Annotated in this window: 23 protein-coding genes; 10 read left to right on the top strand and 13 right to left on the bottom strand. The window is 55.2% G+C overall.

The window, feature by feature from the left end:
- The first annotated feature begins 54 nt into the window (after positions 1 to 54).
- Positions 55 to 771 carry a DUF2884 domain-containing protein gene (locus tag GVJ63_RS12850; protein ID WP_010248885.1) on the top strand — a complete coding sequence of 239 codons (717 nt, stop codon included), beginning with the start codon at positions 55 to 57 and terminating at the stop codon, positions 769 to 771.
- Positions 772 to 807: 36 nt separating this feature from the next.
- On the opposite strand, the gene hemW is transcribed toward GVJ63_RS12850, so the two are convergent.
- The 4 genes from hemW to GVJ63_RS12830 are packed head-to-tail and all read right to left on the bottom strand — an operon-like array spanning position 808 to position 3,829.
- Entirely contained in the window at positions 808 to 1,947 is a 1,140-nt protein-coding gene (gene hemW, locus GVJ63_RS12845; protein WP_010248883.1) for a radical SAM family heme chaperone HemW, read from the bottom strand.
- Positions 1,940 to 2,533, bottom strand: a complete 594-nt coding sequence (locus tag GVJ63_RS12840; RefSeq protein WP_010671072.1) for an XTP/dITP diphosphatase — start codon at positions 2,531 to 2,533, stop codon at positions 1,940 to 1,942. The genes hemW and GVJ63_RS12840 overlap by 8 nt, the downstream gene beginning before the upstream one ends.
- Before the next feature lie 21 nt (positions 2,534 to 2,554).
- On the bottom strand, positions 2,555 to 3,109 hold the full coding sequence (locus GVJ63_RS12835) for a YggT family protein (protein ID WP_010248879.1): 555 nt from the start codon (positions 3,107 to 3,109) through the stop codon (positions 2,555 to 2,557).
- 12 nt (positions 3,110 to 3,121) lie between these two features.
- Complete coding sequence (locus tag GVJ63_RS12830; RefSeq protein WP_010671071.1) at positions 3,122 to 3,829, bottom strand: YggS family pyridoxal phosphate-dependent enzyme; 708 nt, start codon at positions 3,827 to 3,829, stop codon at positions 3,122 to 3,124.
- A 14-nt stretch (positions 3,830 to 3,843) separates the two neighbouring features.
- Between GVJ63_RS12830 and GVJ63_RS12825 the strand changes: the two genes are divergently transcribed.
- Positions 3,844 to 4,839 (top strand): type IV pilus twitching motility protein PilT, encoded by a 996-nt coding sequence (locus GVJ63_RS12825; RefSeq protein WP_159226970.1) that lies wholly within the window; start codon positions 3,844 to 3,846, stop codon positions 4,837 to 4,839.
- A gap of 5 nt (positions 4,840 to 4,844) precedes the next feature.
- On the opposite strand, the gene ruvX is transcribed toward GVJ63_RS12825, so the two are convergent.
- The 6 genes from ruvX to GVJ63_RS12795 form a co-directional block, all read right to left on the bottom strand.
- Complete coding sequence (ruvX, locus tag GVJ63_RS12820) at positions 4,845 to 5,264, bottom strand: Holliday junction resolvase RuvX (RefSeq protein WP_003853387.1); 420 nt, start codon at positions 5,262 to 5,264, stop codon at positions 4,845 to 4,847.
- Complete coding sequence (locus GVJ63_RS12815) at positions 5,264 to 5,827, bottom strand: YqgE/AlgH family protein (RefSeq protein ID WP_010248870.1); 564 nt, start codon at positions 5,825 to 5,827, stop codon at positions 5,264 to 5,266. The genes ruvX and GVJ63_RS12815 overlap by 1 nt, the downstream gene beginning before the upstream one ends.
- 87 nt (positions 5,828 to 5,914) lie before the next feature.
- Complete coding sequence (gene gshB / locus GVJ63_RS12810) at positions 5,915 to 6,859, bottom strand: glutathione synthase (RefSeq protein ID WP_010248868.1); 945 nt, start codon at positions 6,857 to 6,859, stop codon at positions 5,915 to 5,917.
- 106 nt (positions 6,860 to 6,965) lie between these two features.
- Positions 6,966 to 7,697 (bottom strand): 16S rRNA (uracil(1498)-N(3))-methyltransferase, encoded by a 732-nt coding sequence (gene rsmE / locus GVJ63_RS12805; protein ID WP_010248866.1) that lies wholly within the window; start codon positions 7,695 to 7,697, stop codon positions 6,966 to 6,968.
- 70 nt (positions 7,698 to 7,767) lie between these two features.
- Entirely contained in the window at positions 7,768 to 8,472 is a 705-nt protein-coding gene (endA, locus tag GVJ63_RS12800; protein WP_060681026.1) for a deoxyribonuclease I, read from the bottom strand.
- A gap of 76 nt (positions 8,473 to 8,548) precedes the next feature.
- Complete coding sequence (locus GVJ63_RS12795) at positions 8,549 to 9,061, bottom strand: SprT family zinc-dependent metalloprotease (RefSeq protein WP_069026548.1); 513 nt, start codon at positions 9,059 to 9,061, stop codon at positions 8,549 to 8,551.
- Positions 9,062 to 9,202: 141 nt separating this feature from the next.
- Between GVJ63_RS12795 and GVJ63_RS12790 the strand changes: the two genes are divergently transcribed.
- Together GVJ63_RS12790 and GVJ63_RS12785 are read left to right on the top strand one after the other, a co-directional pair.
- A complete protein-coding gene (locus GVJ63_RS12790; RefSeq protein WP_159227028.1) occupies positions 9,203 to 10,351 on the top strand; it encodes a glycosyltransferase in 1,149 nt (382 codons plus the stop codon).
- 25 nt (positions 10,352 to 10,376) lie between these two features.
- Positions 10,377 to 11,609 (top strand): O-antigen ligase, encoded by a 1,233-nt coding sequence (locus GVJ63_RS12785; RefSeq protein ID WP_081115555.1) that lies wholly within the window; start codon positions 10,377 to 10,379, stop codon positions 11,607 to 11,609.
- An 81-nt stretch (positions 11,610 to 11,690) separates the two neighbouring features.
- Here the strand turns inward: GVJ63_RS12785 and GVJ63_RS12780 are convergent, their stop codons facing one another.
- Positions 11,691 to 13,088 (bottom strand): sugar porter family MFS transporter, encoded by a 1,398-nt coding sequence (locus GVJ63_RS12780; protein WP_010248855.1) that lies wholly within the window; start codon positions 13,086 to 13,088, stop codon positions 11,691 to 11,693.
- A 534-nt stretch (positions 13,089 to 13,622) separates the two neighbouring features.
- Positions 13,623 to 14,774, bottom strand: coding sequence for a methionine adenosyltransferase (gene metK, locus GVJ63_RS12775; RefSeq protein WP_159226969.1), 1,152 nt, complete (start codon positions 14,772 to 14,774; stop codon positions 13,623 to 13,625).
- An 843-nt stretch (positions 14,775 to 15,617) separates the two neighbouring features.
- On the opposite strand from metK, the gene speA reads away from it, so the two are divergent.
- The 3 genes from speA to GVJ63_RS12760 all read left to right on the top strand — a co-directional run bounded on the left by speA (position 15,618) and on the right by GVJ63_RS12760 (position 19,292).
- Positions 15,618 to 17,594 (top strand): biosynthetic arginine decarboxylase, encoded by a 1,977-nt coding sequence (gene speA, locus GVJ63_RS12770; RefSeq protein WP_159226968.1) that lies wholly within the window; start codon positions 15,618 to 15,620, stop codon positions 17,592 to 17,594.
- Positions 17,595 to 17,763: 169 nt separating this feature from the next.
- The gene (gene speB, locus GVJ63_RS12765; protein WP_033769902.1) at positions 17,764 to 18,684 is read left to right on the top strand and encodes an agmatinase; all 921 of its coding nucleotides are present in this window, start codon (positions 17,764 to 17,766) and stop codon (positions 18,682 to 18,684) included.
- Between the two features lie 197 nt (positions 18,685 to 18,881).
- The gene (locus GVJ63_RS12760) at positions 18,882 to 19,292 is read left to right on the top strand and encodes a YidB family protein (protein WP_010248845.1); all 411 of its coding nucleotides are present in this window, start codon (positions 18,882 to 18,884) and stop codon (positions 19,290 to 19,292) included.
- 55 nt (positions 19,293 to 19,347) lie between these two features.
- Here the strand turns inward: GVJ63_RS12760 and GVJ63_RS12755 are convergent, their stop codons facing one another.
- Positions 19,348 to 20,103, bottom strand: coding sequence for a M48 family metallopeptidase (locus GVJ63_RS12755; RefSeq protein WP_010671064.1), 756 nt, complete (start codon positions 20,101 to 20,103; stop codon positions 19,348 to 19,350).
- 271 nt (positions 20,104 to 20,374) lie between these two features.
- Here GVJ63_RS12755 and tkt point away from each other — a divergent pair, with 271 nt between their 5' ends.
- The 3 genes from tkt (at position 20,375) to pgk (ending at position 24,918) form a co-directional block, all read left to right on the top strand.
- Positions 20,375 to 22,369, top strand: a complete 1,995-nt coding sequence (gene tkt, locus GVJ63_RS12750) for a transketolase (protein WP_031592557.1) — start codon at positions 20,375 to 20,377, stop codon at positions 22,367 to 22,369.
- A gap of 314 nt (positions 22,370 to 22,683) precedes the next feature.
- Positions 22,684 to 23,703, top strand: a complete 1,020-nt coding sequence (gene epd, locus GVJ63_RS12745) for an erythrose-4-phosphate dehydrogenase (protein ID WP_033758731.1) — start codon at positions 22,684 to 22,686, stop codon at positions 23,701 to 23,703.
- Between the two features lie 51 nt (positions 23,704 to 23,754).
- Complete coding sequence (pgk, locus tag GVJ63_RS12740; RefSeq protein ID WP_010248837.1) at positions 23,755 to 24,918, top strand: phosphoglycerate kinase; 1,164 nt, start codon at positions 23,755 to 23,757, stop codon at positions 24,916 to 24,918.
- The last annotated feature ends 86 nt before the right edge of the window (positions 24,919 to 25,004 follow it).

Here is a 25,004-nt window from a genome sequence, read left to right as displayed (position 1 = left end):
GTGTCGGGCTGAGGCCCGATCAGAGGGTTTCAGACCCGATCTTAGGGAGTAGATATGATGCGTAAAGCGCTTCTTGCTGTGCTGCTGGTGGCAGCAACCCAGGCTCAGGCAGCCTATGAATGCAGCGTTAAGCCGCAGGACGATGTGGTGATTAAGCCGCAGAGCGTGCAGGTGGTCGGTGCCAACGGCAATATGGAAATCTCGCCGCAGGGCGACGTGCAGTTCAATGGACAGAAGGTCACGCTCGATACGGCCGGACGCCAGAAAGCGATCGACTATCAGAACGCGCTGCGTCGCGATCTGCCGTGGATCGACAGCGGGGCGACATCACGTCTGGAGAAAGGGCGTGCGGCACTGGATCAGGTCATCGTTGAAAAACTGGGCACCGACAGCAACGTGCGTAATCGCCTGACCACGCTGAATGGTCAGCTGAAGCAGCAGATGAACCGCATCATTGAACACCGTGAAGATGGGCTGACGTTCCACCATCAGGCGATTGATCAGGTTCGCGCCGAAGGTGAAAGGCTGGTGCAGTCGACACTGGGCGGCGTGATGCAGGATAGCCTGAACGAGATGGGCAGTAAGCAGGGCAGCGGCGGCAGTAATCCGCTGCAGGCGATTATGGGTAATCTGGGCGGGTTGCAGCAGTCGATTCAGGCTGAGTGGAGCAAGCAGGAGCAGGATTTCCAGAACTTCGGTCACGAGGTGTGTAATCGCGTTATTTCGCTGGAAGATCAGCGTAAACAGCTTACCGGTGCACTGAAAAAATAGGTCAACGCCTCAGCCTGCCGGGCTGAGGCGCTTTTGTTACTCTTCCGCTAAGAACAGCTCCAGCAGCGAATTCAGGAACAGCTTCCCTTTCTCCGTAATCTGCCACTGCTCCGCGGTTTCAGTCACGTAACCCGCGGCAATCGCAGCATCCATCTGCGGACGGATCACCTGCTCTGACAAACCGGTATAGCGGCTGAACTCGTCGCGCGGCGCGGCTTCCAGCAGGCGAAAGCGGTTCATGAAATATTCAAACGGCTTGTCGCTATCGGCAACGTCATACTGCTTTTCGCGGTAGTTCCCCTGCATAAATCCACGCGGATGACGGGTTTTCACCGTGCGGACTATGCGGCCATCCGGTTGCGTCAGCTTGCCGTGTGCGCCACACCCAATCCCCAGATAGTCGCCAAAGCGCCAGTAGTTGAGGTTGTGCTCACAGCGATAACCCGGCTTCGCGTAGGCAGAGGTCTCATACTGCTGATAACCGGCAGCCTGCAACAGCTGATCGCCCTGTTCGAAAATATCCCATAGCGCATCATCATCCGGCAGCACCGGCGGGCGTGAGCCAAACAGGGTGTTGGGTTCAATCGTGAGCTGATACCAGGAGAGATGCGGTGGATTAAGCGCAATCGCCTGACGTAAATCATCGAGCGCCTCTTCCAGCGACTGATCGGGCAGGCCATGCATCAGGTCAAGGTTAAAACTGCGCAGCGAGAGCGACTCGGCCAGTTCAGCGGCGCGGACCGCCTCTTCCGGGCCGTGAATGCGGCCAAGGCGCTGCAGCTTTTGCGGACTGAAACTCTGTACGCCAATCGAAATACGGTTGATACCGGCGCGCTGATAGGCGCTGAACCGGTCCGCTTCCACGGTGCCCGGATTGGCTTCCATGGTCACTTCCGCATCGGGCGAGAGCGTCAGACGCTCCCGCACACCATCCATCAGCATCTGCATCGCGCTGCTGCTCAGCAGGCTGGGCGTGCCGCCACCGATGAAGATCGTGCGCACTTCCCGGCCATTGATCAGCGGTAAATCGATCTCCAGATCGCGCAGCAGGTGCTGCACGTATTCAACGTGCGGCACCTCATCTTTCAGCGCGTGGGAGTTAAAATCACAGTAAGGACATTTCTGTACGCACCACGGAATGTGGATATAGAGACTTAACGGCGGCAGATTAGGCATTACGCATCGCTTCCAGCAACAGCGTCAATGCTTTACCCCGGTGAGAAACTGCACCTTTTTCCGCTTTACTCAGTTCGGCCGCGGTTTTACCCAGCGCCGGGACAAAGAAAATCGGGTCGTAACCAAAACCACCGGCACCAGCGGCGGCGCGGGTGATCTCACCCTGCCAGCTGCCATGGAACACCAGCGGGGTCGGATCTTCCGCATGACGCAGATAGACCAGCACGCAGTGAAATTGTGCCTGGCGCTGACCGTCCGGTACGTTTTCCAGCGCCTGCAGCAGCTTCTCCAGGTTCTGTTGATCGCTGGCCTCTTCACCGGCGTAGCGCGCCGAGTAGATGCCGGGCGCGCCGCCCAGCGCATCTACGGCCAGGCCGGAATCATCGGCAATAGCCGGTAATCCGGTGATCTGTGCCGCGTGACGCGCCTTGAGAATCGCGTTCTCAATAAAGGTCAGGCCGGTCTCTTCCGCCGATTCAACCCCAAGGTCGGTCTGTGCGACGATATCCAGACCAAAGGCGGAGAGTAACTCCGCCAGCTCACGCACTTTGCCGGGATTGCCGGTTGCGAGGACAACTTTTTGCATAACAGTTCCAGTTTGATTCATTTACAGCAGATACCAGAGACCCGGGAACAGGTCCATGCCGAGAAAGTTCAGGGCATACAGCACCAGGATGACGATCATCGCTGAGAAGTCGATGCCGCCCATCGCAGGCAGAATACGGCGAACAGGTGCCATCATCGGCTCGGTTAACTGCACCAGCAGATAGTCGACAGGACCCCGGCCCTGGCTGATCCAGCTCATCAGGGAGCGAATAATAATCACCCAGAAGACCAGATAGCCGGCGGATTTAACCAGCGACAGCAGGCCGACCAGCAGATTGGTTGGGTCGACTGAGAAGACGCCCACCTGAATCAGCAATAAAATCGGGTATTTCAGCGTAGTCAGCACAAATGCCAGCAGCAGCGAGGCGGTATCTATCGGTCCCAGTGCCGGCAGTATACGGCGCAGCGGCTTAACAATCGGCTGTGTCACTTTTACGACAAACTGCGCCACTGGATTGTAAAAATCGCAGCGGGACCACTGCATCCAGATGCGTAACAGCAGCACCATGACGTAGAGATCGATCAGCGTTTTTACTAAAAACGTCAGTGTTAACATGAAGTTCCTCTGTTATTGTTGTGAGTTGTGCGCATAATCTCGTGCGCCAAAAATGGCGGTGCCGATACGCACCATCGTACTGCCTGCGGCGATTGCCGCCTCCATGTCATCGCTCATTCCCAGCGAAAGCGTGTCTGCATGCGGATAGTGCTGTTGCAGCTGCCGGAAGGCTTCCGCCATCTGCTGACACACCGCCAGCTGCCGCGCGTAATCACTCTCTGCTGCCGGAATCGCCATTAATCCGCGCAGCCGCAGTTGCGGCAGGGCAGCGATCTGCTCCGCCAGCCCGGAAACGGCCTCCAGCATGATGCCAGATTTGCTGTTCTCGTCACTGATATTTACCTGAATTAACACATTCAGCGGTGGCAGCGAAGCAGGCCGCTGATCGTTGAGCCGCTGCGCGATGCGCTGGCGGTCAATGGTGTGACACCAGGCGAAATGTTCCGCCACCAGACGGCTTTTATTGGACTGCAGCGGGCCGATGAAGTGCCACTCCAGCTCAGGATGTGCGGCCAGTGCCTGGACCTTTTCAACCCCTTCCTGAACGTAATTTTCACCAAAGGCAATCTGGCCAGCGGCAAAGGCTTCTTCGACCGCGCTCGCAGGTTTGGTTTTACTGACTGCAAGCAGGGTAATTTCTTCTGGTGCGCGGCCGCAACTCGCGGCAGCAGCAGCGATTCGCTGCCGCACTTGCTGTAGGTTCTGCTGGATTGAAGTCATAGTCAGGAGAAATTATGAATCTGGATGAAATGGTGGGGCTTAGTGTAAAGCATAATGCCGCCGATCTGCACCTTTGCAGCGGACATTTGCCCTACTGGCGGCGGCAGGGAAGGCTGGAGGCGATTCCGCAGCAGTGCCCGCTTTCTGGTGCATGGATGGCGCAGTTTATGACCCGCTGGCTCAGTGACCCGCAGCGTCAGGAGCTGGAGCGCGCAGGGCAGCTCGATTTCGCCCTAAGCCTGGCCGATGGTCAGCGTCTGCGCGCCAATCTCTTTATGCAGCGCAACGGCCTGTCACTGGCACTGCGCATCATCGCCACGGCATGCCCGACGCTTGCGAGCCTGCAACTGCCCGCCATTGTCCCGACGCTGCTGGAGCAGCAGGATGGGCTGATTCTGGTGACGGGAGCGACCGGCAGCGGTAAATCAACCACGCTGGCGGCGCTGGTCAATGCGCTGAACCGCCAGCAGGCGCGGCATATCATCACGCTGGAAGATCCGATTGAATTTATCCATCACAGCCAGCAGTCGCTGATACAGCAGCGGGAAATCGGCCTGCACTGCGGTTCGTTCTCGCTGGGGGTAAAGGCAGCACTGCGTGAAGATCCCGACGTCATCCTGCTGGGCGAACTGCGCGACAGCGACACTATTCGTCAGGCACTGACAGCTGCGGAGACCGGCCATCTGGTGCTGGCGACGCTGCACACGCGTGGCGCGGCGCAGGCGGTGGATCGGCTGGTTGATGTCTTTCCGGCAGAGGAGAAACAGCTGGTGCGTACTCAGCTGGCGGGCAGCCTGAAAGCGGTAATTGCACAGCGGCTGGTGCCATCAGTTGCCGGTTCGCGCATCGGACTGTTTGAGGTCCTGATCGCCACACCTGGCATCACCAATCTGATCAGAGAAGGCAAGATGCACCAGATCCCTGCGCTGTTACAAACCGGCGCACAGGCCGGTATGCAGACGTTTGAGCAGAGCAGGCTGGCGCGTCAGGCTGCCGGACTGATTGAGTGAGGATGTCAGTAATGGTTTTCGAACCAGTCCTGCAAAATGATGGCAGCAGACTGTGAGTCGACCGATCCTTTATTGAGCGCGCGATAGCCGCCGCGTTCAAACAGGCCAGCACGCGCTTCTACCGTGCTGAGTCGTTCATCCTGCAGCTCCACGCGGATGCCAAAGCGCCCGTGCAGGCGGTTGGCAAATTTACGTGCGCGATCGGTCAGCGGCTGCTCGGTGCCATCCATATTCAGCGGTAATCCCACCACCACGAAATCGGGCTGCCACTCTTTCAGCAGTTTTTCAATTACCAGCCAGTCCGGGATGCCATCCTGCGCTTTCAGGGCGGTCAGCGGACGGGCGCTGCCAGTGAGTTGCTGACCTACGGCGACACCAATACTTTTGGTGCCGAAGTCGAATCCTAACAGAGTTTGAGTTGACATCAGGCGTGTCCGGCGTCGCTGGCCATGTTGTGAATATCGACGCCAATACTGCGCGCCGCTTCGCGCCAGCGCTCTGAAATCGGCGTCTGGAACAGGATGTTGCTGTTAGCGGGCGTGGTCAGCCAGGCATTTTCCATCAGCTCATTCTCCAGCTGATCTTTTTCCCAGGCGCAGTAACCCAGCGCTACCAGCACGTTAGTGGGCTGAGACGCCGTACCGATCGACTCCAGCACGTCACGGGACGTGGTGATGATCGTGTTATCTGAAACACGAATACTGGAGGTAAAGGTGCGTTGCGCGGAGTGCAGGATAAAGCCACGATCTTCCGCCAGCGGGCCGCCGGTAAACACCGGTTTATCCAGCTTGATCGCCGGATCGCGATCGTCAGCAGAGATTTTGAGCTTCTTCAGAATGCCTTCAACCGTCAGGTTTTCCATGGGTTTATTGATGATCAGTCCCATTGCACCCTCTTCGTTATGTTCGCAGAGATAGACCACGGAACGTTTGAAGAAAGGATCCTGCAATGAAGGCATGGCAATCAAAAAGTGATGTTGTAAATTCATTCTCACACGATGTACCAAAAAAATAACCGGCACGCGACGGCCGCACCGGTATTGGGTTGATCACGGAGCTTCGCCCCGGCGTCATGCTCAGCCCAGGCGCTTCTCAATGGCATCCATCAACATGCCGGTGATGGAGATCGGGAACGCAGCCTCAATTTCACGAATGCAGGTTGGGCTGGTCACGTTAACTTCAGTCAGTTTATCACCGATGATGTCCAGACCGACAAAAATCAGCCCTTTTGCTTTCAGCGTCGGGCCAACACGGCGCGCGATTTCCCAGTCGCTTTCGCTCAGCGGACGCGCTTCACCGCGACCACCGGCGGCGAGGTTGCCACGCGTTTCACCGCCCTGCGGGATACGCGCCAGGCAGTAAGGCACCGGCTCGCCATCGACGACCAGCACGCGTTTGTCACCCTCGGTGATCGCCGCAATATAATTCTGCGCCATGCAGAAACGGCTCTCATGCTCGGTCAGGGTTTCGGTAATCACGCCAAAGTTAGGATCATCTTTCTTCACGCGGAAAATCGACGCACCACCCATGCCATCCAGCGGCTTCATGATGATGTCGCCATGCTCCTGCCAGAAAGCGCGCAGCTGCGCTTTGCTGCGGGTCACCAGGGTATCAGGCGTAAACTCGGCAAACCAGGCGGTGTAGAGCTTTTCGTTACAGTCACGCAGGCTCTGCGGTTTGTTCACGATCAGCGTACCCAGCTCTTCAGCGCGCTCCAGAATGTAGGTCGCATAGATGAACTCGGTATCGAATGGCGGATCTTTGCGCATCAGCACCACATTCAGGTCAGCCAGCGGGATCACCTGCTCGCTGCCGAACTGATACCAGTTCTCAGGGTTCTGCTCGACGGTCAGCAGGCGGGTGCGGGCAGAGGCCACGCCACCGCGCAGGGAGAGATCGTGCATCTCCATGTAGTGAATTTCATAACCACGGCGCTGTGCTTCCAGCAGCATAGCGAAGCTGGAGTCTTTTTTAATATTGATGGACGAAATAGGGTCCATCACGATGCCAAGTTTAATCATTATTATCTCCTCGGTGAGGCGGTATTTACCGCCTCGTCTGGTTCGGTCTGCAGTGGGCCGATCGGTCAGGACATCATGCCTGCTCTCTTTCCGCTGAAAGTATCGCTTAACCCAGGTCGCCAAACCTCACCTGAAGTGCCGTAATGGCCGTCAGCGCGGTAGTTTCGGTACGCAATACCCGTGGGCCAAGCAGAATGTCAGTAAAATCGTGCTGCGCCGTCATCGCAATCTCGTCCGCAGACAAACCGCCTTCAGGGCCAATCAGCAACCTTACCCGCTCAACAGGCTGGGGCAGCGTGTTGATGCTGTGGCTGGCGCGCGGATGCAGATTAAGCTTCAGTCCGCTATCTGCTTCTGCACACCAGGCTTCCAGCGTCATCGCTTCACGAATCTCCGGCACGCGATTACGGCCGCACTGCTCGCAGGCGGCAATAGCAATTTTCTGCCACTGCTGGATCTTCTTCGCCAGACGCTCAGCATCAAGCTTTACGCCACAGCGCTCGGAAAATAAGGGTGTAATGACATTCACGCCCAGTTCGATCGATTTCTGGATAGTGAATTCCATTTTTTCACCGCGCGACATCACCTGACCTAAATGCAGATGTAACGGTGACTCGCGATCGTCCGGCTGGCTCTCTGTGACCGATACTTTTACACGCTTTTTATCTACATGCGTGATCTCTGCTGCAAAAGTCAGATTAGTGCCATCAAAGAGTTCCAGACGCTGACCTGCCGTCATCCGGAGCACCCGGCCCACATGATTGGATGCATCTTCATCCAGGGTAATTTCACTGCCGATGCTTAATGGCCCGGCGTGATAGATGCGAGGTATACGCATAAGGTTCCTGAGACCGGACGCCGCGCTGCAGCGGCGTCATTGGAAAAAGAGCTAGTGTAGGGCAGGGATTTTAGCGCTGGCAAGCCTGCTGCACATAAGGATTGTGATTGCCCTGAACCTTTGCAATGCGCTGGTCGCGTTCGCACTCCCAAACTGATACGGGATAGAGCTTGTTCCAGGCGGTAAACAGCTGCGTCTGCTGGCGCGAAATACGCAGATGATACTGGTCGCGCATATAGAAATAGGTGCGGGCAATGGCACCACGCGCCCGCGCAGGTGGCTCCGCCTGTTTGAGTTTAAAGTCGATCTTCATCTCACACTGGCCATACTGCTGCTCGCTGCCGTTCCATTGACTGTAGGCGAAGTTGCCACGGTCGCCATTCACTTCACCCACCGCAGGCTGCAGGTTGTGCAGGTCGGTTTCGATGCGGCGGTAGTCGGGATCTTTGCTGCAGTTTTTACGACCGCCATCCTGCCAGCACTGACGCTGATGGCCAAACTCCCAGGCGGGCATCACATGTTCCCACTCAATGCGTGCGGCGCGATTGGCGTTTTTGCGCACCTGATAGCCACAGCTGTTGAGATCGGGAATCCCCTTTTTTCCCTGCCACTGAATCTTACAGCCACAGTAAAAAGAACCCGGTGCATCGGCGTTGATCGCCGCCGCAAAGGTTTTGGCCTGCTGAAAGTTATTTTGATGATAGTTATTCAGGTTAAGGGCGTCAGCGGCGGGCGCAAACAGCAGCGCAACCGCCAGACTTAGTATGCGAGACATATTCCAGATTTCTACTCAGTACGAAAAAGGGCGGCAGGGTAACAGAATGTGGAATAGGGCGGAATGGGGATTCTTCTCAGGACGCGACAAATTCACCCGCGGTCAGCAGGCTGCCACAGTGCACGCAGCGATATTCACTCTCTTTGCGCAGTATACGATTGTGGCGGCGCACGGTCAGCTGATGCTGCTGACACTGACAGCGGTAGGCAAAGGTGTTGCTGCGTACGGATGCGATCTCAAACTGGTGAGTACGCCGTGCCGGAACGCCCAGCACCTGCTCCATCATCCACTTCCACTCTTTGCCGTGCGGCGCAACGCGACCAAATTGCTTCCAGACCAGCAGATGCGCCAGCTCATGCGGCACCACTTCATCGATAAATGCCTGCTGGTTTTCCAGCAGCAGCACAGGATTGATGCGAATTTCCCAGGACGCCAGCCAGGCGGTGCCCGCCGCCGTACCACGCTGCTGGTAGAGCAGCTTCGGTTCCGGATAACGGGTTTTCAGCGCCTGATTCGCACGTTCAAGCGACTGGCGCAGCGAGCGCATTACGGCCTGCTGCAGGGCAATGGGGAGACGAGGCGTTTTCATGGCGCTCAGAATAATCGCCGCCGCGCAGGAACTCAACGTCGCCAGCGACAAGTGTGGTTCTGGCTGGGGGAAAATTTCTGGTTTAAATATTGTTATGGGCTTTTTTAGAATATTCTATTAATGAGATTCACCGCAGAGTGGATGGATGAAAAGCGAACGGCACAGGGCATGGATAAACCAATGAAAAATAATGATAACGTCAGGAAACAACGGATTGTGCTGGTGACGGATCTGATGGCCGGTCGTGGTGGGATGGAAAATGTGACTGGTCAGTTGATTAAGGCCCTGAATGCGGAACCCGGTACTGAAGCAGGGCTGTTTATTATCAACAGCGGAGAGGAGAGCCACTCCCGCGCCTGGACCGCCAATGCTGTTCTGGCTGAGAGCGTCTGCACGCTGCGGAATAAGAAAATAAAAAATCTTATTCATACGCTGAGAATGGCCGCCTTCTTTCGTCGTTATCAGCCCGATCATGTCCTGACCCTCAACACCATTCCCTGCCTGATGACGCGCCGGGCAATCACGCTTTCAGGACGTAAAATCGTATTGTCGAGCTGGATGCACCTGCCTCCGCGTGAACGTTATCGTCCCCATTATCTGCTGCGCGCCGATCACCATTTTGCGATCAGTAATCAGATTAAAGAGCAGCTGGTGGAACTGGGCGCACGCGCCACTGACGTTGACGTGATCTATAACCCGATCAAACGCAATGACACGGTAATCGGCAGACCCCAGGCGCTGAATTTTCTCTATATTGGTCGCGTCCATTATCAGCGGCAGAAACAGCTTAAAGATCTGTTTGATGCCCTGCAGCAGCTGGATGCGCCCTGGACGCTGGAGATAGTGGGTGACGGGGAAGATCTGACGCAATGTCAGCACTACGTGACGCAACTCGGCATCCAGGATCGCATCACCTGGCATGGCTGGCAGGAGAATGCCTGGGAGTATGTCATCCGCCATATCAGACAGGTCACCTGCCTGGTCATGACCTCTAACTTCGAAGGCTTCCCGTTGATCCTGCTTGAGGCGATGTCACGCGGCGTCTACTGTGTTTCATCCGACTGTATCAGCGGCCCGGCGGAAATTATTCAGAACGGTATTAATGGTCAGCTCTATCCCACCCATGACAGCATGGCGCTGGCCGCGATTCTCAACGCTATGAGCGGGGATTTCCACTTCCCCGATCATCAGGCTATTAAAGCGAGCATCACCGGTTTTTATGAGGAAAATTATATGAAGCACCTGATGAGTGTGTTTAACCGTCTTACTGAGGTTAAGCATGACGAATAAAATCAGTCGCAATGGATTAACGTTAATGGTTAATTTTTCAGTTATTGCGCTCTGCCTGGCGCTGTCACTGAATATGTTTGTTACCGGCCTGCCGCAAAAAATATTTTATCTGGTCTCTTATCTCTCTATCGCGTCCGTGCTGTATGGCCTGGTGCGCAGGCGGGTGGACTTTAAAGAGAACGGTTTTTATATCGCCCTGTTTGCTGTGCTGATTATCTTTGCCCTGATTCGACTGTTCTGGGCGATTCACGTGAAGGGGATCGAAACCGCGCCCTCAGGCGATGCCATCACTAATATGGGCAACTATCTGCTGGGCGCGAAGCGGCTGTTGATGGGTGCCTTTGTGCTGCTCAGTCTGGCTGTTTATGGGGATCGTGTCTCCCTGACTACGCTACGCGTCGGAAAAGGACTCATCCTTCTTGGCCTGCTGATTACGCTGGGCTTTGGTATCCACGAGCATCTCTACACTGAGAATATCCGCATCAAGCTCACCACCGAAGCCGCCTCCATGTCCTCCTACATGATTCTGTTTATCTATTGTGCCTGGCTGTGGCTAAGCCGCTATGAGACGCACGCTTACTGGAAGGTGGCCGATATCGCTGTGCTGGCAGTGACCTTTGCCTTGCTCTACCTGTGCGGCACCCGTGTGACTCTGATTGCGCTGATTGCCGTGGGGCTGCTGTTCCTGGTGCAGACCTACCGGCTGTCGCTGCTGACTAACTGGCGGATTAGCGCTCTGCTGGTGGGCGTAATGGCGGTGCTGATTCTGATGACCAGCAACCGCTGGGTAGAGGGAGTGCAGGATATTGAGAACTTTGGTTCAAACAGTTCGACCTCGCTGGGCGCACGTGTCGCCATCTGGGGCGGGGCGGTCAACTTTATTGAGCACCATGGCGGTTTTGCGACGCCGGATGCGCGCACCACTGAGGCGCGTCAGTTCATCACTGCGCACTATCCTCTCAATGTTGAAGGCTTCACCAACGTTAAATACAACATGCACAACGAGTTCCTCGAGGTGACGTCATTGCAGGGCTGGCTGGGTACGGCGTCGCTGGCGCTGCTCTATCTGACTGTGCTGGCGGGCTGGCTGAAGAAGTGTGATCTGCGCGGCGTGGCGCTGCCGATGGTGGCGCTATTTACCACCGGACTGACCGATTCGGTGCTGCCCTATAATCAGACCGCGACCATTTTCATTATGGCACTGGCGCTCTGCTGCATACGGCGGCCCCTGCCGGTAACGCGGGTAACCACAGCGTAGTGGGGCGTTGAACAAATAAAAACGGCGGGGTTTCTCTGGAAACCCCGCCGTTTTTTTTACCGCGTTTTTTACCGGGTAAAGTTAGTCGCGTGAACCGATGTCGCGCAGTTTTTTACCTGCCATCAGGTTACGTTCGATGTGTTCCAGCGAGACGTTTTTGGTCTCAGGGATCAGCATCACCGTCAGCAGAATGAAGAACAGGTTAAGCAGTGCGTAGACCCAGAAGGTGTTCGCATTGCCCAGCGTATTCAGCATCGTCAGGAAGGTCGCACCTACGATCATGTTCGCGATCCAGTTGGTGGTGGTGGAGACAGTGATACCGAAATCGCGGCCTTTCAGCGGCTGAATTTCGGAACAGAGTACCCAGATCAACGGACCGGCTGACATCGCAAAACCGATGATGAACATCAGCAGCATACCTACCGCAAAGTACTGTGCGCCCGGCGAGTGAATGCCGAAGTGCAGCATCGTACCCAGAACGCCCATACCGGCTGCCATCACCATAAAGCCCAGAATCAGAGTAGGTTTACGACCCCAGCGATCCACCAGGCCAATGGCAATAAAGGTCGCCAGTACGTTAACCAGACCCACAATCACCGTGCCCCACATCTGCTGGGTGGTGTTGGTGAAGCCCGCGATTTCAAAGATTTTTGGCGCGTAGTACATGATGACGTTCATGCCGGTAAACTGCTGCATTACCTGCAGCAGGATGCCGAGATAGACCGCACGACGGAAGTGGCTGCTGCTGGTGAACAGACCCCAGCCAGACTGTTTGATCTTCAGGCTTTCACGGATCTCTTCCAGCTCACGTTTTGCCTGCTCGCTGGTGTCACGCAGACGATCCAGTACGCGTTGTGCATCGCGGAAGTTGCCTCGTGCCGCCAGCCAGCGTGGGCTGTTTGGCAGGAAGAAAACGCCGACCAGCAGCAACAGTGCCGGAATAGTGATGATGCCCAGCATCCAGCGCCAGTTGCCGGTAAAGCTGAACGCCGTATCGGACAGGTAAGCACCAAGAATACCGATGGTGATCATCAGCTGATAAAGCGAAATCATACTGCCGCGAATTTTTTCCGGAGCGATCTCAGAAAGATAAAGCGGGGCGGTATAAGAGGCGATACCGACTGCCAGACCCAGCAGAACGCGGGCGCTGATCAGCATTTCCGGGTTTGGCGACATCGCCGACCAGAGTGAACCGATAACGAACAGAATCGCACCGGCCATCAGGCTTTTTTTACGGCCCAGGCGGGATGACATCCAGCCGCTGCCGATAGCACCGACCGCCGCACCAAACATCATGGAACTGACGATCCACTCCTGCTGATGAGGGGTGACGTTAAAGTCCTTTGCGATAAACGGCAGAGCACCGGCGATAACGCCGATATCCAGACCGAACAGCAGACCCGCAAGGGCCGCCAGAAAGCAGACAAATAAGGTCATCGCCTTATTTGAAGTTCTGCTTTTGTGTGTATTGCCAGGCATTTTAGCCTCCAGGTTTATCCATCATTGTTTTTATCAATGTTAAAAAACCTTTTGCGGGAAAAAAGTGAGCCTGATCACATCAGTGTAATCGCTTACACACGCTGAAACCCTGAAATTCAGCATATTTTTCCCGGAAAGATTAATTAACCAGTGAGGTATAGCACTCATTAAGTTTCTGACAATGCTCTATTTACTGGCTATCAGACGACGCTGAAAATAACGCATTTTCAGCAGAATAACTACGTGCGTTAATTCCTAAATATCGGATAAACAAAGCATTTCAATTTGTAATCGTTAACATTTAGTCGTCAGAAAAAGCGAAAAGAAGTGTAGCTGAGAACTGAAAATTTGCTGCAGAGAGAAGAAGATGTCGGGCAGATGCGTTTTTGTTGTCGTCACGCGCTCAACAGAAATTGCGCTGGCCTGTCGTTCAGAAGGGTAGCGGAAGCAAAATTGCTCCGGTTAGCAATGGGGCTGAAAAGGCAATAAAAAACCCTGCCGCAGTGGCAGGGTTTTTATCTGCAGCCGGTAACCTTACAGGCCAGCCGCTTCACGCAGCAGGGCAGCTTTGTCGGTTTTTTCCCATGGGAAATGTTCACGACCAAAGTGGCCGTAAGCTGCGGTCTCTTTATAGATTGGGTGCAGCAGATCCAGCATCTGGATCAGACCATATGGACGCAGGTCGAAGAACTCGCGCACCAGCAGCGTCAGCTGTTCGGTAGAGATTTTCTCGGTACCGAAGGTTTCCACCATGATGGAAGTGGGTTCAGCCACGCCGATAGCGTAGGAGACCTGGATTTCACAACGGTCAGCCAGGCCGGCCGCTACGATGTTTTTCGCCACGTAACGCGCCGCATAGGCTGCAGAGCGGTCAACTTTAGATGGATCTTTACCCGAGAACGCACCGCCACCGTGACGCGCCATGCCGCCGTAGGTATCTACGATGATTTTACGACCGGTCAGACCGCAATCGCCCATCGGGCCGCCGATCACAAAGCGACCGGTTGGGTTGATGTGATATTTGGTCGAGGCGCTCAGCCACTCTGCAGGCAGAACCGGCTTGATGATCTCTTCCATCACTGCTTCCTGCAGATCTTTCTGGCTGACGGATTCAGCGTGCTGGGTAGAGAGCACAACTGCATCGATGCCCACGATTTTGCCATCGTCATACTGGAAAGTGACCTGGCTCTTGGCATCCGGGCGCAGCCACGGCAGGGTGCCATTTTTACGCACTTCAGCCTGACGCTGTACCAGACGGTGCGCATAGGTCACCGGCGCAGGCATCAGCACGTCTGTTTCGTTAGTGGCATAGCCGAACATCAGGCCCTGGTCGCCCGCGCCCTGTTCCAGCGGATCGGTACGGTCAACGCCCTGATTGATATCCTGAGACTGTTTACCAATCGCGCTTAATACCGCGCAGGAGTTGGCGTCAAAGCCCATATCGGAATGGACATAGCCGATTTCACGTACGGTTTTACGGGTGATCTCTTCGATATCAACCCAGGCGCTGGTGGTGATTTCACCGCCAACCAGCACCATACCGGTTTTAACGTAGGTTTCGCAGGCCACGCGCGCTTTAGGATCCTGTTCAAGGATCGCATCCAGCACAGCATCGGAGATCTGGTCTGCGATTTTATCGGGATGTCCTTCTGATACAGACTCGGACGTAAAAAGGTGTTTAGCCATTCTGTTCTTTACCTTAAATATGGTTTGAGTACGACTGCATAGCGCCAGTGAGGTGGTCTGACCTGACGCCCCTTCAGGCAAAGCCGCGAGCAGTGAGGTTGTGTCAGCACAGCAGGCCAACACCGCCTGGATAGTAACCTGTTTAGATGGAAAACCATCTGGACGGCTATTTTAGGATAGAGGGTAAACCAATTACCAGCCCTTTTTCTGTTTCAGCATTTAACCTGTCTCTGTTATCGGCATAATTTGCTGACGCTACACGCAATTCCCCGATAATATTTTTGCATTTTACGGCTGTAAACTGTATAAAACGCCGCTGCTTTGATAGCAGCAGCAAGGATGACGCCACTGTTTGCGTCGCGCCTGTCAGACTCTGGTCTGGCTTTCACCCAGGTTGTTTTCCATGTGCCCCTGGCATATGCGGAGGTGATACAAGTAATGAACCACGCTTTTTCTTCTTCCGGTTCTCTGCGCTGCGGCGCTGCGCTGGCTCTCTCCTGCCTCCCATCTGTTTCTCTTTCCTGCCGACGCGATGTCCGATGCGGTAATTTTACCGACACAGGCGCAGGCTAATCTTTATCTCTGCTCGATCGGTTTTGTCTCTTCTCTGCGCACGCGCAGCGGAACGACGCAGGTTATCCATGGTCAATACAGATCAGTTAAATGTTCTCTGTTTAAACGGAGATGGCCCGGGTGTTTTACACTTAACTCTCATGCGTGAATCGCGCTGACGGCAACGTCAGGTGAACAGGACATTGCGTTTAATGTGGCAACAGGTTTTCAGATTAGCGGCCATAAAGCCGGTTAACAGTTTCATCTTTCAACGGAAAATTGAGGTTCGCGATGTCTGACGACATGAAGAATATCAAAGGTTCGTCAGCTGGCGAACAGGGTACACTCCGCTCCATGCAGGAGGTTGCAATGAACGATCAGGATGCGAGCAAAATGTTGCGTACGTACAACATCGCCTGGTGGGGCAACAACTATTACGACGTTAACGAACTGGGCCACATCAGTGTCTGTCCCGATCCGGATCGTCCTGACGTGCGCGTCGATTTAGCTCGTCTGGTCAAAGAGCGCGAAGCGCAGGGCCAGCGTCTGCCTGCTTTATTCTGCTTCCCGCAGATTCTGCAACACCGTCTGCGTTCCATTAACGCCGCCTTTAAACGTGCGCGTGAATCTTACGGTTACAAAGGCGACTACTTCCTGGTTTACCCGATTAAAGTTAACCAGCACAAACGCGTGATTGAGTCACTGATCCACTCCGGCGAACCGCTGGGACTGGAAGCGGGCTCAAAAGCCGAGCTGATGGCGGTGCTGGCGCACGCCGGTCAGACCCGTTCAGTGATCGTCTGTAACGGCTATAAAGATCGCGAATATATTCGTCTGGCGCTGATCGGCGAGAAGATGGGCCATAAGGTCTATCTGGTGCTGGAGAAGATGACCGAAGTGCGGCTGGTACTGGAAGAAGCAGAGCGTCTGAATGTGGTGCCGCGTCTTGGTATCCGTGCGCGTTTGGCTTCGCAGGGCTCCGGTAAATGGCAGTCGAGCGGCGGCGAAAAGTCGAAGTTTGGCCTGTCAGCCACCCAGGTGCTGAAACTGGTTGAGATCATGCGTGAAGCGGGTCGCATCGACAGCCTGCAGCTGCTGCATTTCCATCTGGGCTCGCAGATGTCCAACATCCGCGACATCGCTACCGGCGTGCGTGAGTCGGCGCGCTTCTATGTCGAACTGGCCAAGCTGGGCGTCAACATCAAGTGTTTCGACGTCGGCGGCGGTCTGGGCGTCGATTACGAAGGAACGCGCTCGCAGTCTGACTGCTCGGTCAACTACGGCCTGAATGAGTACGCCAACAACGTAATCTGGGCGATTGGTGCTGCCTGTGATGAGCACGGTCTGGAGCATCCGACGGTGATCACCGAGTCGGGTCGTGCGGTAACCGCGCACCACACGGTGCTGGTCTCCAACATCATTGGTGTGGAGCGCAACGAGTTCAGCGAACCTGAAACGCCGGATGCGGATGCGCCGCGCCCGATCCTCAGCATGTGGGAAACCTGGCAGGAGATGCACGAGCCAAGTACCCGCCGTTCGCTGCGTGAATGGCTGCATGACAGCCAGATGGATCTGTTTGATATCCATACCGGCTACTCGTCAGGCACCTACGATCTCAAGCAGCGTTCATGGGCTGAGCAGCTCTACCTGAGCATCTGCCACTATATTCAGCAGCATCTCGATCCGAGCAACCGTGCACACCGTCCAATCATCGACGAACTGCAGGAGCGGATGGCGGATAAGATCTACGTTAACTTCTCGCTGTTCCAGTCAATGCCGGATGCGTGGGGTATCGATCAGCTGTTCCCGGTACTGCCGCTGGAAGGCCTGAACAAGAAGCCGGAGCGCCGTGCCGTGCTGCTCGACATCACCTGTGACTCCGATGGCACCATCGATCACTACGTGGATGGCGACGGTATCGCGACGACCATGCCGGTGCCGGAATATGACCTTGATAACCCACCCATGCTGGGCTTCTTTATGGTGGGCGCTTATCAGGAAATTCTGGGCAACATGCATAACCTGTTTGGTGACACCGAAGCGGTGGATGTCTACGCACGCGAAAATGGCGATGTGGAAGTGCAGCTCTCCGATGAAGGCGACACCGTGGCGGACATGCTGCGTTACGTGCAGCTTGATCCCAACGAGCTGATGGCGCTGTTCCGCAATCAGGTTCAGGCATCCGATCTCGACGAAGAGCTGCGCGCGCAGTTCCTGGAAGAGTTCGAGAGCGGCCTCTACGGCTATACCTATTTAGAAGATGAATAATCGATCCTGGCGACCGGTAATCGCATATTGCAGTTGCCGTTAACTATGTCGATAATCTGACTCACTCAATCCCTTCCTCGTCGGGCCTAACGACGCGGAGGGGATTTTTTTCATCTCAACCTTAATGGTTTGCGGGCTGGCCCGACTTACGCACATAGAGAGAGCAATTATGCATAACACGCTTGGCAATCAGTACGACAACTCCCTGGTTTCTAACGCCTTTGGTTTCATGCGTTTTCCGCTGAATTTTCAGCCTTACGACAGCGACGCCGAGTGGGTTATCACCGGCGTGCCGTTTGATGCCGCGACCTCGGGTCGTCCGGGCAGCCGCCTGGGTCCGGGTGCGATTCGCCAGATCTCCACCAATCTGGCCTGGGAAGGCTGCCGCTGGCCGTGGGATTTCGACCTGCGTCAGCGTCTGAACGTCGTCGATTGCGGCGATCTGGTTTACGCCTTCGGTGATTCGCAGGATCTCTCCGACAAATTGCAGGCCCATGCTGAAAAACTGCTGGCCAATGGCAAGCGCATGATGACCTTTGGCGGCGACCACTACGTCACACTGCCACTGCTGCGCGCCCATGCAAAACACTTCGGCAAGATGGCGCTGGTGCACTTTGATGCGCATACCGACACCTACTCTAACGGCCCGACCTTCGACCACGGCACCATGTTCTTTACCGCGCCGAAAGAGGGTCTGATCGATCCGCAGCACTCAGTGCAGATTGGTATCCGTACCGAATTCGACAAGAGCCTGGGCTTCAACGTGCTGGATGCGGCGCAGGTCAATGACCGCAGCGTTGACGATATCCTCGCCGAAGTGAAACGCACCGTCGGCGATCTGCCGGTCTATCTGACCTTCGATATCGACTGTCTGGATCCGGCGCATGCGCCTGGCACCGGCACGCCGGTGATTGGCGGGCTGACCACCGATAAAGCGACCAAGCTGATCCGTGGCCTGCAGGGCATGAACATTGTCGGCATGGATCTGGTGGAAGTCGCACCGGGTTACGATCATGCTGATCTGACGGCACTGGCAGCGGCTACGCTGGCGCTGGATATGCTGCATGTTCAGGCTGTAAACAAAGGCTGATGCCTGCTGCCTGCCGGCTTCAGTCCGGCAGGCGCTGAACGCGGCGTCCTGTCCATCGGGCGGACGCCGCTGCTGTGATCTTCCTCTCTTTGCCATGATCCGATCGATTCCCTTCTGACCCCGACGGGTAACCGTCAGGCGCGAACCCCTATCTGCAACTAAACTTACAGCGTAAAAATGGCGTAGTGGAGATAATCATGGGCTTTCTTGATGAACTGGCTGGCGCACTGGATGGCAACCAGAGTGAAGGGCATCCGCCGGGACAGTTACAGGCTGTCTGGCATTGGGTGCAGGAGCAGGGCGGTATTGAAGTGCTGCTGCAAAAATTCCAGCAGGGCGGGCTGGGTGAGGTGTTTGGTTCCTGGATCGGCACCGGCGATAACCATCCGGTTGGCCACAGTGAGATTCAGTCTGCTTTTGGTCAGGATGAACTGCAGTCACTGGCCGACAAACTCGGCACCGATGTGAAAGGGGCATCGGGTACGCTGGCTGCGCTATTGCCGCAGCTGATTGATAAAATGTCGCCGCAGGGACACATGGATGAACAGGCGCTGCATGACAATAAGCTGGATCTGGGCTCGATGGTGGATCAGATATTTAAGCGCTAGCGGACTTCGCACGGCTAAGCGCGCACGCCGGATGCATGCGCGCTCAGCGGCGGAATTACTTGCCGTCGGCAGCAATTCGCTCACGAATATGCGCTGCGCGCGCTTCAGAGGCGGGATGCGAGTCAAACATCGAACTCTGACGTCCCTGTTCCATCTTCGCCAGCTTTTCAAAGCTGGTGGCCAGGCCCATTGGATCGATATTGCGCTTCTTCATCAGGTCGTAGGAGTAGTCATCCGCCTGTGATTCCTGCGTCTGGGAGAATTGCGCATTCACCAGTTTTTCACCCATTTCACCCAGCTGCGACTGCGACAGTGAACCAATCACGCCGCCAACCGAGGCGGCTGCGGTGCGGGCCGCGGTTGTGGCATATGCCAGCTGCATCGCCTTGCGCGTATGACCTAACGCGACGTGACCCATCTCATGACCCAGCACGCCTTCCACTTCATTGTCAGTCATCATATCCATCAGGCCGCTGTAAACACGAATACAGCCGTTTGCCATCGCCCAGGCGTTGACATCTTTGGTCTGATAAACCTTGTAGTTAGCCGGTACGCCGTTGATGTTATCGCCCAGCGCCGCCGCGATCTTGTTCAGACGCTGCTGATAATCACTGTTAGCAGGCGCAATCTGATTATCTTTGTCCATCTGCTCACAGGATTTATCGCTCAGCTGCTTTACCTGATCGTCGCTGAGGGTATAAGCCTGATACGCCTGCGCGCCCGACTGCATCAGCGCATTATTGTCTAAACCCTGACAGCCACTGAGTAGCGTCGTCAGTCCAAGCGCTAACACCATTTTTTTGATTTTCATGCTGTATCCCATTCATAACAAGGTAAGAAAAACAAACACCTGAAACTCAGACAGGTGAATAAACGATTTGGTTATAGCGTGCCAGTCTGCACTTTGCTAGCAGATATGGCTGGAAAAGCCATACGAAGCGGCTGCATTTAGCGTTTTACAGCATGTACTTTTGCCCCGTTTCTCATGTACATTGATGGGCAACTTTTTCCTTGTTTTGCCCGGTAACTCATTAATAACAATAAGTTAAGGTGCGAAGCATTAATCCGACCTGGAGTAGAAAATGCCCTCTCGTAAAGAGCTTGCCAACGCCATTCGTGCGTTAAGTATGGATGCAGTACAGAAAGCGAAATCGGGACATCCGGGTGCCCCAATGGGCATGGCGGACATCGCTGAAGTACTCTGGCGCGGCTACCTGAACCACAACCCAACCAACCCGCTGTGGGCTGACCGCGACCGTTTCGTGCTCTCTAACGGTCACGGCTCAATGCTGATCTATAGCCTGTTGCACCTGACCGGTTACGATCTGCCCCTGAGCGAACTGGAAAACTTCCGTCAGCTGCACTCAAAAACTCCAGGTCACCCGGAATATGGCTACACCGTGGGCGTTGAAACCACCACCGGTCCGCTGGGGCAGGGCATCGCTAACGCAGTCGGTTTTGCCATTGCTGAGCGCACGCTGGCAGCACAGTTCAACCGTCCGGGTCATGACATCGTAGACCACAACACCTATGTCTTCATGGGTGATGGCTGCATGATGGAAGGTATCTCGCACGAAGTCTGCTCACTGGCGGGTACGCTGAAGCTGGGCAAACTGGTAGCGTTTTATGATGACAACGGTATCTCTATCGATGGTCACATTGATGGCTGGTTCACCGACGACACCGCTAAGCGCTTTGAAGCTTACGGCTGGCACGTGGTGCGCGGCGTCGATGGTCACGATGCGGATGCGATTGCGAAAGCGATCGAAGAAGCGAAAAGCGTCAGCGACAAGCCTTCACTGCTGATGTGCAAAACCGTTATCGGTTTTGGTTCACCGAACAAAGCCGGTACCCATGATTCACACGGCGCACCGCTGGGTGATGATGAAGTGGCACTGACCCGCAAGCAGCTGGGCTGGACCCACGCGCCGTTCGTTATTCCTTCTGATATCTACGCTGAGTGGGACGCGAAAGAAGCGGGCCAGGCGAAAGAGTCTGCATGGAATGAGAAATTCGCCGCTTACGCACAGGCTCATCCTGAACTGGCTGCCGAGTTTAAACGCCGCGTCAGCAACGAACTGCCAGCTAACTGGCAGGAAGAGTCGCAGAAGTTCGTTGAGCAGCTGCAGGCGAACCCGGCGAAGATCGCCAGCCGTAAAGCCTCACAGAATGCTATTGAAGCTTTCGGTAAAATTCTGCCGGAATACCTGGGCGGCTCAGCCGATCTGGCACCCAGCAACCTGACAATCTGGTCTGGCTCTAAGCCGATCAACGAAGATGCTGCGGGTAACTACATCCACTACGGCGTGCGTGAGTTCGGTATGACCGCAATCGCCAATGGCCTGGCGCTGCACGGCGGCTTCCTGCCTTACACCGCGACCTTCCTGATGTTTGTTGAATATGCGCGTAACGCAGCGCGTATGGCGGCACTGATGAAGATCCGTCAGATCATGGTCTACACCCACGACTCTATCGGTCTGGGCGAAGATGGCCCGACGCACCAGCCGGTTGAACAGATGGCGAGCCTGCGCACCACGCCAAACATGAGCCTGTGGCGTCCATGTGACCAGGTTGAATCCGCGGTGGCGTGGAAATATGCTATTGAGCGTAAAGATGGCCCGACGGCGCTGATCTTCTCCCGTCAGAACCTGGCGCAGCAGGAGCGTGACACTGCTCAGCTGGCTAACGTAGCGCGCGGCGGTTACGTGCTGAAAGATTGCGATGGCACGCCTGAGCTGATCCTGATCGCCACCGGTTCCGAAGTTGAACTGGCTGTCGGTGCCTGGGACAAACTCACCAGCGAAGGCCGCAAAGTGCGCGTGGTCTCTATGCCATCAACGGATGCCTTCGACAAGCAGAGTGATGAGTACCGTGAATCCGTACTGCCAAAAGCGGTCAGCGCACGCGTCGCAATCGAAGCGGGCATCGCTGATTACTGGTTCAAATACACCGGCCTGAACGGCGCTATCGTGGGCATGACCAGCTTCGGCGAATCTGCACCTGCCGATCAGCTGTTCGAACTGTTTGGCTTTACCGTCGACAACGTCGTCGCGAAAGCGAAAGCGCTGCTGGCGTAAAACCGGTCAGGCGGGCCTGTTCCCGCCCGGCTGTAAAAAAAGAGGGACGAGATTTTCGTCCCTTTTATTTTTTTATTCCTGCAGTAATAACCGCCTTTTGCCTTAATTTGTGACGCAGATCCAAATTTAAGCAGTCAGATTGATCACAATCATTCCTGTTATTCCTTCCTTCTATTATTGTAGCTGAACCGTTTCAGTCGCCAGGCAAATCGCCCTGGTTTCGGACAATGCCGGGTAAGAATCTCCTGTACAAAATGCAGTGAAACGCTCAGGCTAACGGCACGTTTTTTTCAGTCTGACGTGGCAGGAGAGAAATGACGGTACGGATAGCGATAAATGGTTTTGGCCGGATTGGACGCAACGTCCTGCGCGCGCTGTATGAAACGGGCCGACGTGCAGAGATCACCGTGGTCGCGATTAACGAGCTGGCAGAAGCCACCGGTATGGCGCATCTGCTGAAATACGATACCAGCCATGGCCGTTTTGCTTTCGATGTCCGCCAGGAGCGCGATGTAATGTGGGTGGGTGGCGATACCCTGCGCATTTTGCACCGTGCAGCCATTGCCGATCTGCCGTGGCGTGAACTCGACGTGGATGTGGTGCTGGACTGCACCGGCGTCTATGGCTCACGCGCTGATGGCGAAGCGCATCTTCAGGCTGGCGCCAAAAAAGTGCTGTTCTCTCATCCCGGCGGAAACGATCTCGACGCCACAGTGGTGTATGGCGTTAACCAGCAGTTACTCACCGCCAGTGACCGCATCGTCTCCAACGCTTCCTGTACCACTAACTGCATTATCCCGGTGATTAAACTGCTGGATGATGCGTTTGGTATCGAATCCGGCACCGTCACCACGATCCACTCGGCGATGCACGATCAGCAGGTGATCGACGCCTATCACAGCGATCTGCGCCGTACGCGTGCAGCCAGTCAGTCGATCATCCCGGTGGACACTCGCCTGGCGGCAGGCATTACCCGTATTTTTCCGAAATTCAACGATCGCTTCGAGGCGATAGCCGTTCGCGTCCCGACGATTAACGTGACGGCCATTGATCTCAGCGTTTCTGTGCATCAGGCGGTGACGGCGTGTGAAGTTAACACCCTGCTGCGAAGCGCGGCAGAAGGGACATTTCGTGGTATAGTTGACTATACGGAATTACCGTTAGTCTCAGTAGATTTTAACCATGATCCGCACAGTGCCATTGTGGACGGAACACAAACGCGGGTCAGCGGTCAACACCTTATCAAGACCCTGGTCTGGTGTGACAACGAATGGGGCTTTGCTAACCGAATGCTCGACACGACGTTAGCGATGGCCGCAAGCGGTTTCAGGTAAGACGCGGTATGCGTCTGGCAAAACTTATGAGAATCAACGAGAGGATTCACCATGTCTGTAATTAAGATGACCGATCTGGATCTGGCTGGTAAACGCGTTCTGATCCGTGCCGATCTGAACGTACCGGTTAAAGAAGGTAAAGTGACGTCTGATGCACGTATCCGTGCTTCTCTGCCAACCATTGAAGCGGCGTTGAAACAGGGCGCGAAAGTAATGGTTACCTCTCACCTGGGTCGTCCGACCGAAGGTGAATACAATGAAGAGTTCTCGCTGCTGCCGGTAGTTAACTACCTGAAAGACAAGCTTAGCGGCACCACCGTGACCCTGGCAAAAGATTACCTCGATGGCGTTGAAGTCGGCGCTGGCGAACTGGTTGTGCTGGAAAACGTTCGCTTTAACAAAGGCGAAAAGAAAGATGACGAAGCGCTGTCTAAAAAATATGCTGCTCTGTGCGACGTCTTTGTGATGGACGCCTTTGGTACCGCGCACCGCGCACAGGCTTCTACCCACGGCGTCGGCAAATTTGCCCCTATCGCCTGTGCTGGCCCGCTGCTCTCTGCAGAACTGGAAGCGCTGGGTAAAGTCATGAGCAACCCGGAGCGTCCGCTGGTGGCTGTGGTAGGGGGTTCTAAAGTCTCTACCAAATTTGATGTGCTGCAATCTCTGGTCAAAATCGCGGACACCGTGATTGTGGGCGGCGGCATTGCCAACACCTTCGTCGCTATCGACAACAACGTCGGCAAATCTCTGTATGAGCCAGACTTCGTTGAAGCGGCTAAAGGCCTGCGCGATCAGCACGGTATTCCGGTTCCAACTGACTCACGTGTCGGCACAGAATTCTCTGAAACTGCGACCGCTACCGTGAAAAAGGTTTCGGAAGTTGCGGATAACGAAGAGATTATGGACTTTGGTGATGAAACCGCACAGGCGATGGCTGCCATCCTGAAGGATGCTAAAACCATCCTGTGGAACGGCCCGGTGGGCGTGTTTGAGTTCCCTAATTTCCGTAAAGGCACCGAGATCGTGGCTAACGCCATTGCAGACAGCGATGCCTTCTCTGTTGCAGGCGGCGGCGATACCTTAGCGGCTATCGACCTGTTCGGCATCGAAGACAAAATTTCCTACATCTCTACCGGCGGCGGCGCGTTCCTTGAGTTCGTGGAAGGCAAAAAACTGCCTGCAGTTGCCATGCTGGAAGAGCGTGCGAAGCAGTAATCCTTTGGGGGCGATGCCTGGCGGCATCGCCTGAAGTCTTGCCCGTCTGGGCGTTTAAATCGACGTTCCTCAAGGGGAACAACGGT

It is taken from the genome of Pantoea sp. 18059, assembly GCF_902706165.1.
GTDB lineage: Bacteria > Pseudomonadota > Gammaproteobacteria > Enterobacterales > Enterobacteriaceae > Pantoea > Pantoea agglomerans.
This window is presented reverse-complemented; position numbering and strand designations above follow the sequence as displayed.

What these genes read in the sequence shown, in the direction of transcription:
- gshB (WP_010248868.1), bottom strand. Translation starts at nt 6,859, where the DNA reads ATGATTAAACTTGGCATCGTGATGGACCCTATTTCGTCCATCAATATT.
- GVJ63_RS12790 (WP_159227028.1), top strand. Translation starts at nt 9,203, where the DNA reads ATGGATGAAAAGCGAACGGCACAGGGCATGGATAAACCAATGAAAAAT.
- GVJ63_RS12840 (WP_010671072.1), bottom strand. Translation starts at nt 2,533, where the DNA reads ATGCAAAAAGTTGTCCTCGCAACCGGCAATCCCGGCAAAGTGCGTGAG.
- speA (WP_159226968.1), top strand. Translation starts at nt 15,618, where the DNA reads ATGTCTGACGACATGAAGAATATCAAAGGTTCGTCAGCTGGCGAACAG.
- GVJ63_RS12795 (WP_069026548.1), bottom strand. Translation starts at nt 9,061, where the DNA reads ATGAAAACGCCTCGTCTCCCCATTGCCCTGCAGCAGGCCGTAATGCGC.
- endA (WP_060681026.1), bottom strand. Translation starts at nt 8,472, where the DNA reads ATGTCTCGCATACTAAGTCTGGCGGTTGCGCTGCTGTTTGCGCCCGCC.
- hemW (WP_010248883.1), bottom strand. Translation starts at nt 1,947, where the DNA reads ATGCCTAATCTGCCGCCGTTAAGTCTCTATATCCACATTCCGTGGTGC.
- GVJ63_RS12760 (WP_010248845.1), top strand. Translation starts at nt 18,882, where the DNA reads ATGGGCTTTCTTGATGAACTGGCTGGCGCACTGGATGGCAACCAGAGT.
- rsmE (WP_010248866.1), bottom strand. Translation starts at nt 7,697, where the DNA reads ATGCGTATACCTCGCATCTATCACGCCGGGCCATTAAGCATCGGCAGT.
- pgk (WP_010248837.1), top strand. Translation starts at nt 23,755, where the DNA reads ATGTCTGTAATTAAGATGACCGATCTGGATCTGGCTGGTAAACGCGTT.
- GVJ63_RS12755 (WP_010671064.1), bottom strand. Translation starts at nt 20,103, where the DNA reads ATGAAAATCAAAAAAATGGTGTTAGCGCTTGGACTGACGACGCTACTC.
- GVJ63_RS12850 (WP_010248885.1), top strand. Translation starts at nt 55, where the DNA reads ATGATGCGTAAAGCGCTTCTTGCTGTGCTGCTGGTGGCAGCAACCCAG.
- speB (WP_033769902.1), top strand. Translation starts at nt 17,764, where the DNA reads ATGCATAACACGCTTGGCAATCAGTACGACAACTCCCTGGTTTCTAAC.
- tkt (WP_031592557.1), top strand. Translation starts at nt 20,375, where the DNA reads ATGCCCTCTCGTAAAGAGCTTGCCAACGCCATTCGTGCGTTAAGTATG.
- GVJ63_RS12825 (WP_159226970.1), top strand. Translation starts at nt 3,844, where the DNA reads ATGAATCTGGATGAAATGGTGGGGCTTAGTGTAAAGCATAATGCCGCC.
- metK (WP_159226969.1), bottom strand. Translation starts at nt 14,774, where the DNA reads ATGGCTAAACACCTTTTTACGTCCGAGTCTGTATCAGAAGGACATCCC.
- GVJ63_RS12830 (WP_010671071.1), bottom strand. Translation starts at nt 3,829, where the DNA reads ATGACTTCAATCCAGCAGAACCTACAGCAAGTGCGGCAGCGAATCGCT.
- GVJ63_RS12780 (WP_010248855.1), bottom strand. Translation starts at nt 13,088, where the DNA reads ATGCCTGGCAATACACACAAAAGCAGAACTTCAAATAAGGCGATGACC.
- GVJ63_RS12785 (WP_081115555.1), top strand. Translation starts at nt 10,377, where the DNA reads ATGGTTAATTTTTCAGTTATTGCGCTCTGCCTGGCGCTGTCACTGAAT.
- GVJ63_RS12835 (WP_010248879.1), bottom strand. Translation starts at nt 3,109, where the DNA reads ATGTTAACACTGACGTTTTTAGTAAAAACGCTGATCGATCTCTACGTC.
- ruvX (WP_003853387.1), bottom strand. Translation starts at nt 5,264, where the DNA reads ATGTCAACTCAAACTCTGTTAGGATTCGACTTCGGCACCAAAAGTATT.
- GVJ63_RS12815 (WP_010248870.1), bottom strand. Translation starts at nt 5,827, where the DNA reads ATGAATTTACAACATCACTTTTTGATTGCCATGCCTTCATTGCAGGAT.
- epd (WP_033758731.1), top strand. Translation starts at nt 22,684, where the DNA reads ATGACGGTACGGATAGCGATAAATGGTTTTGGCCGGATTGGACGCAAC.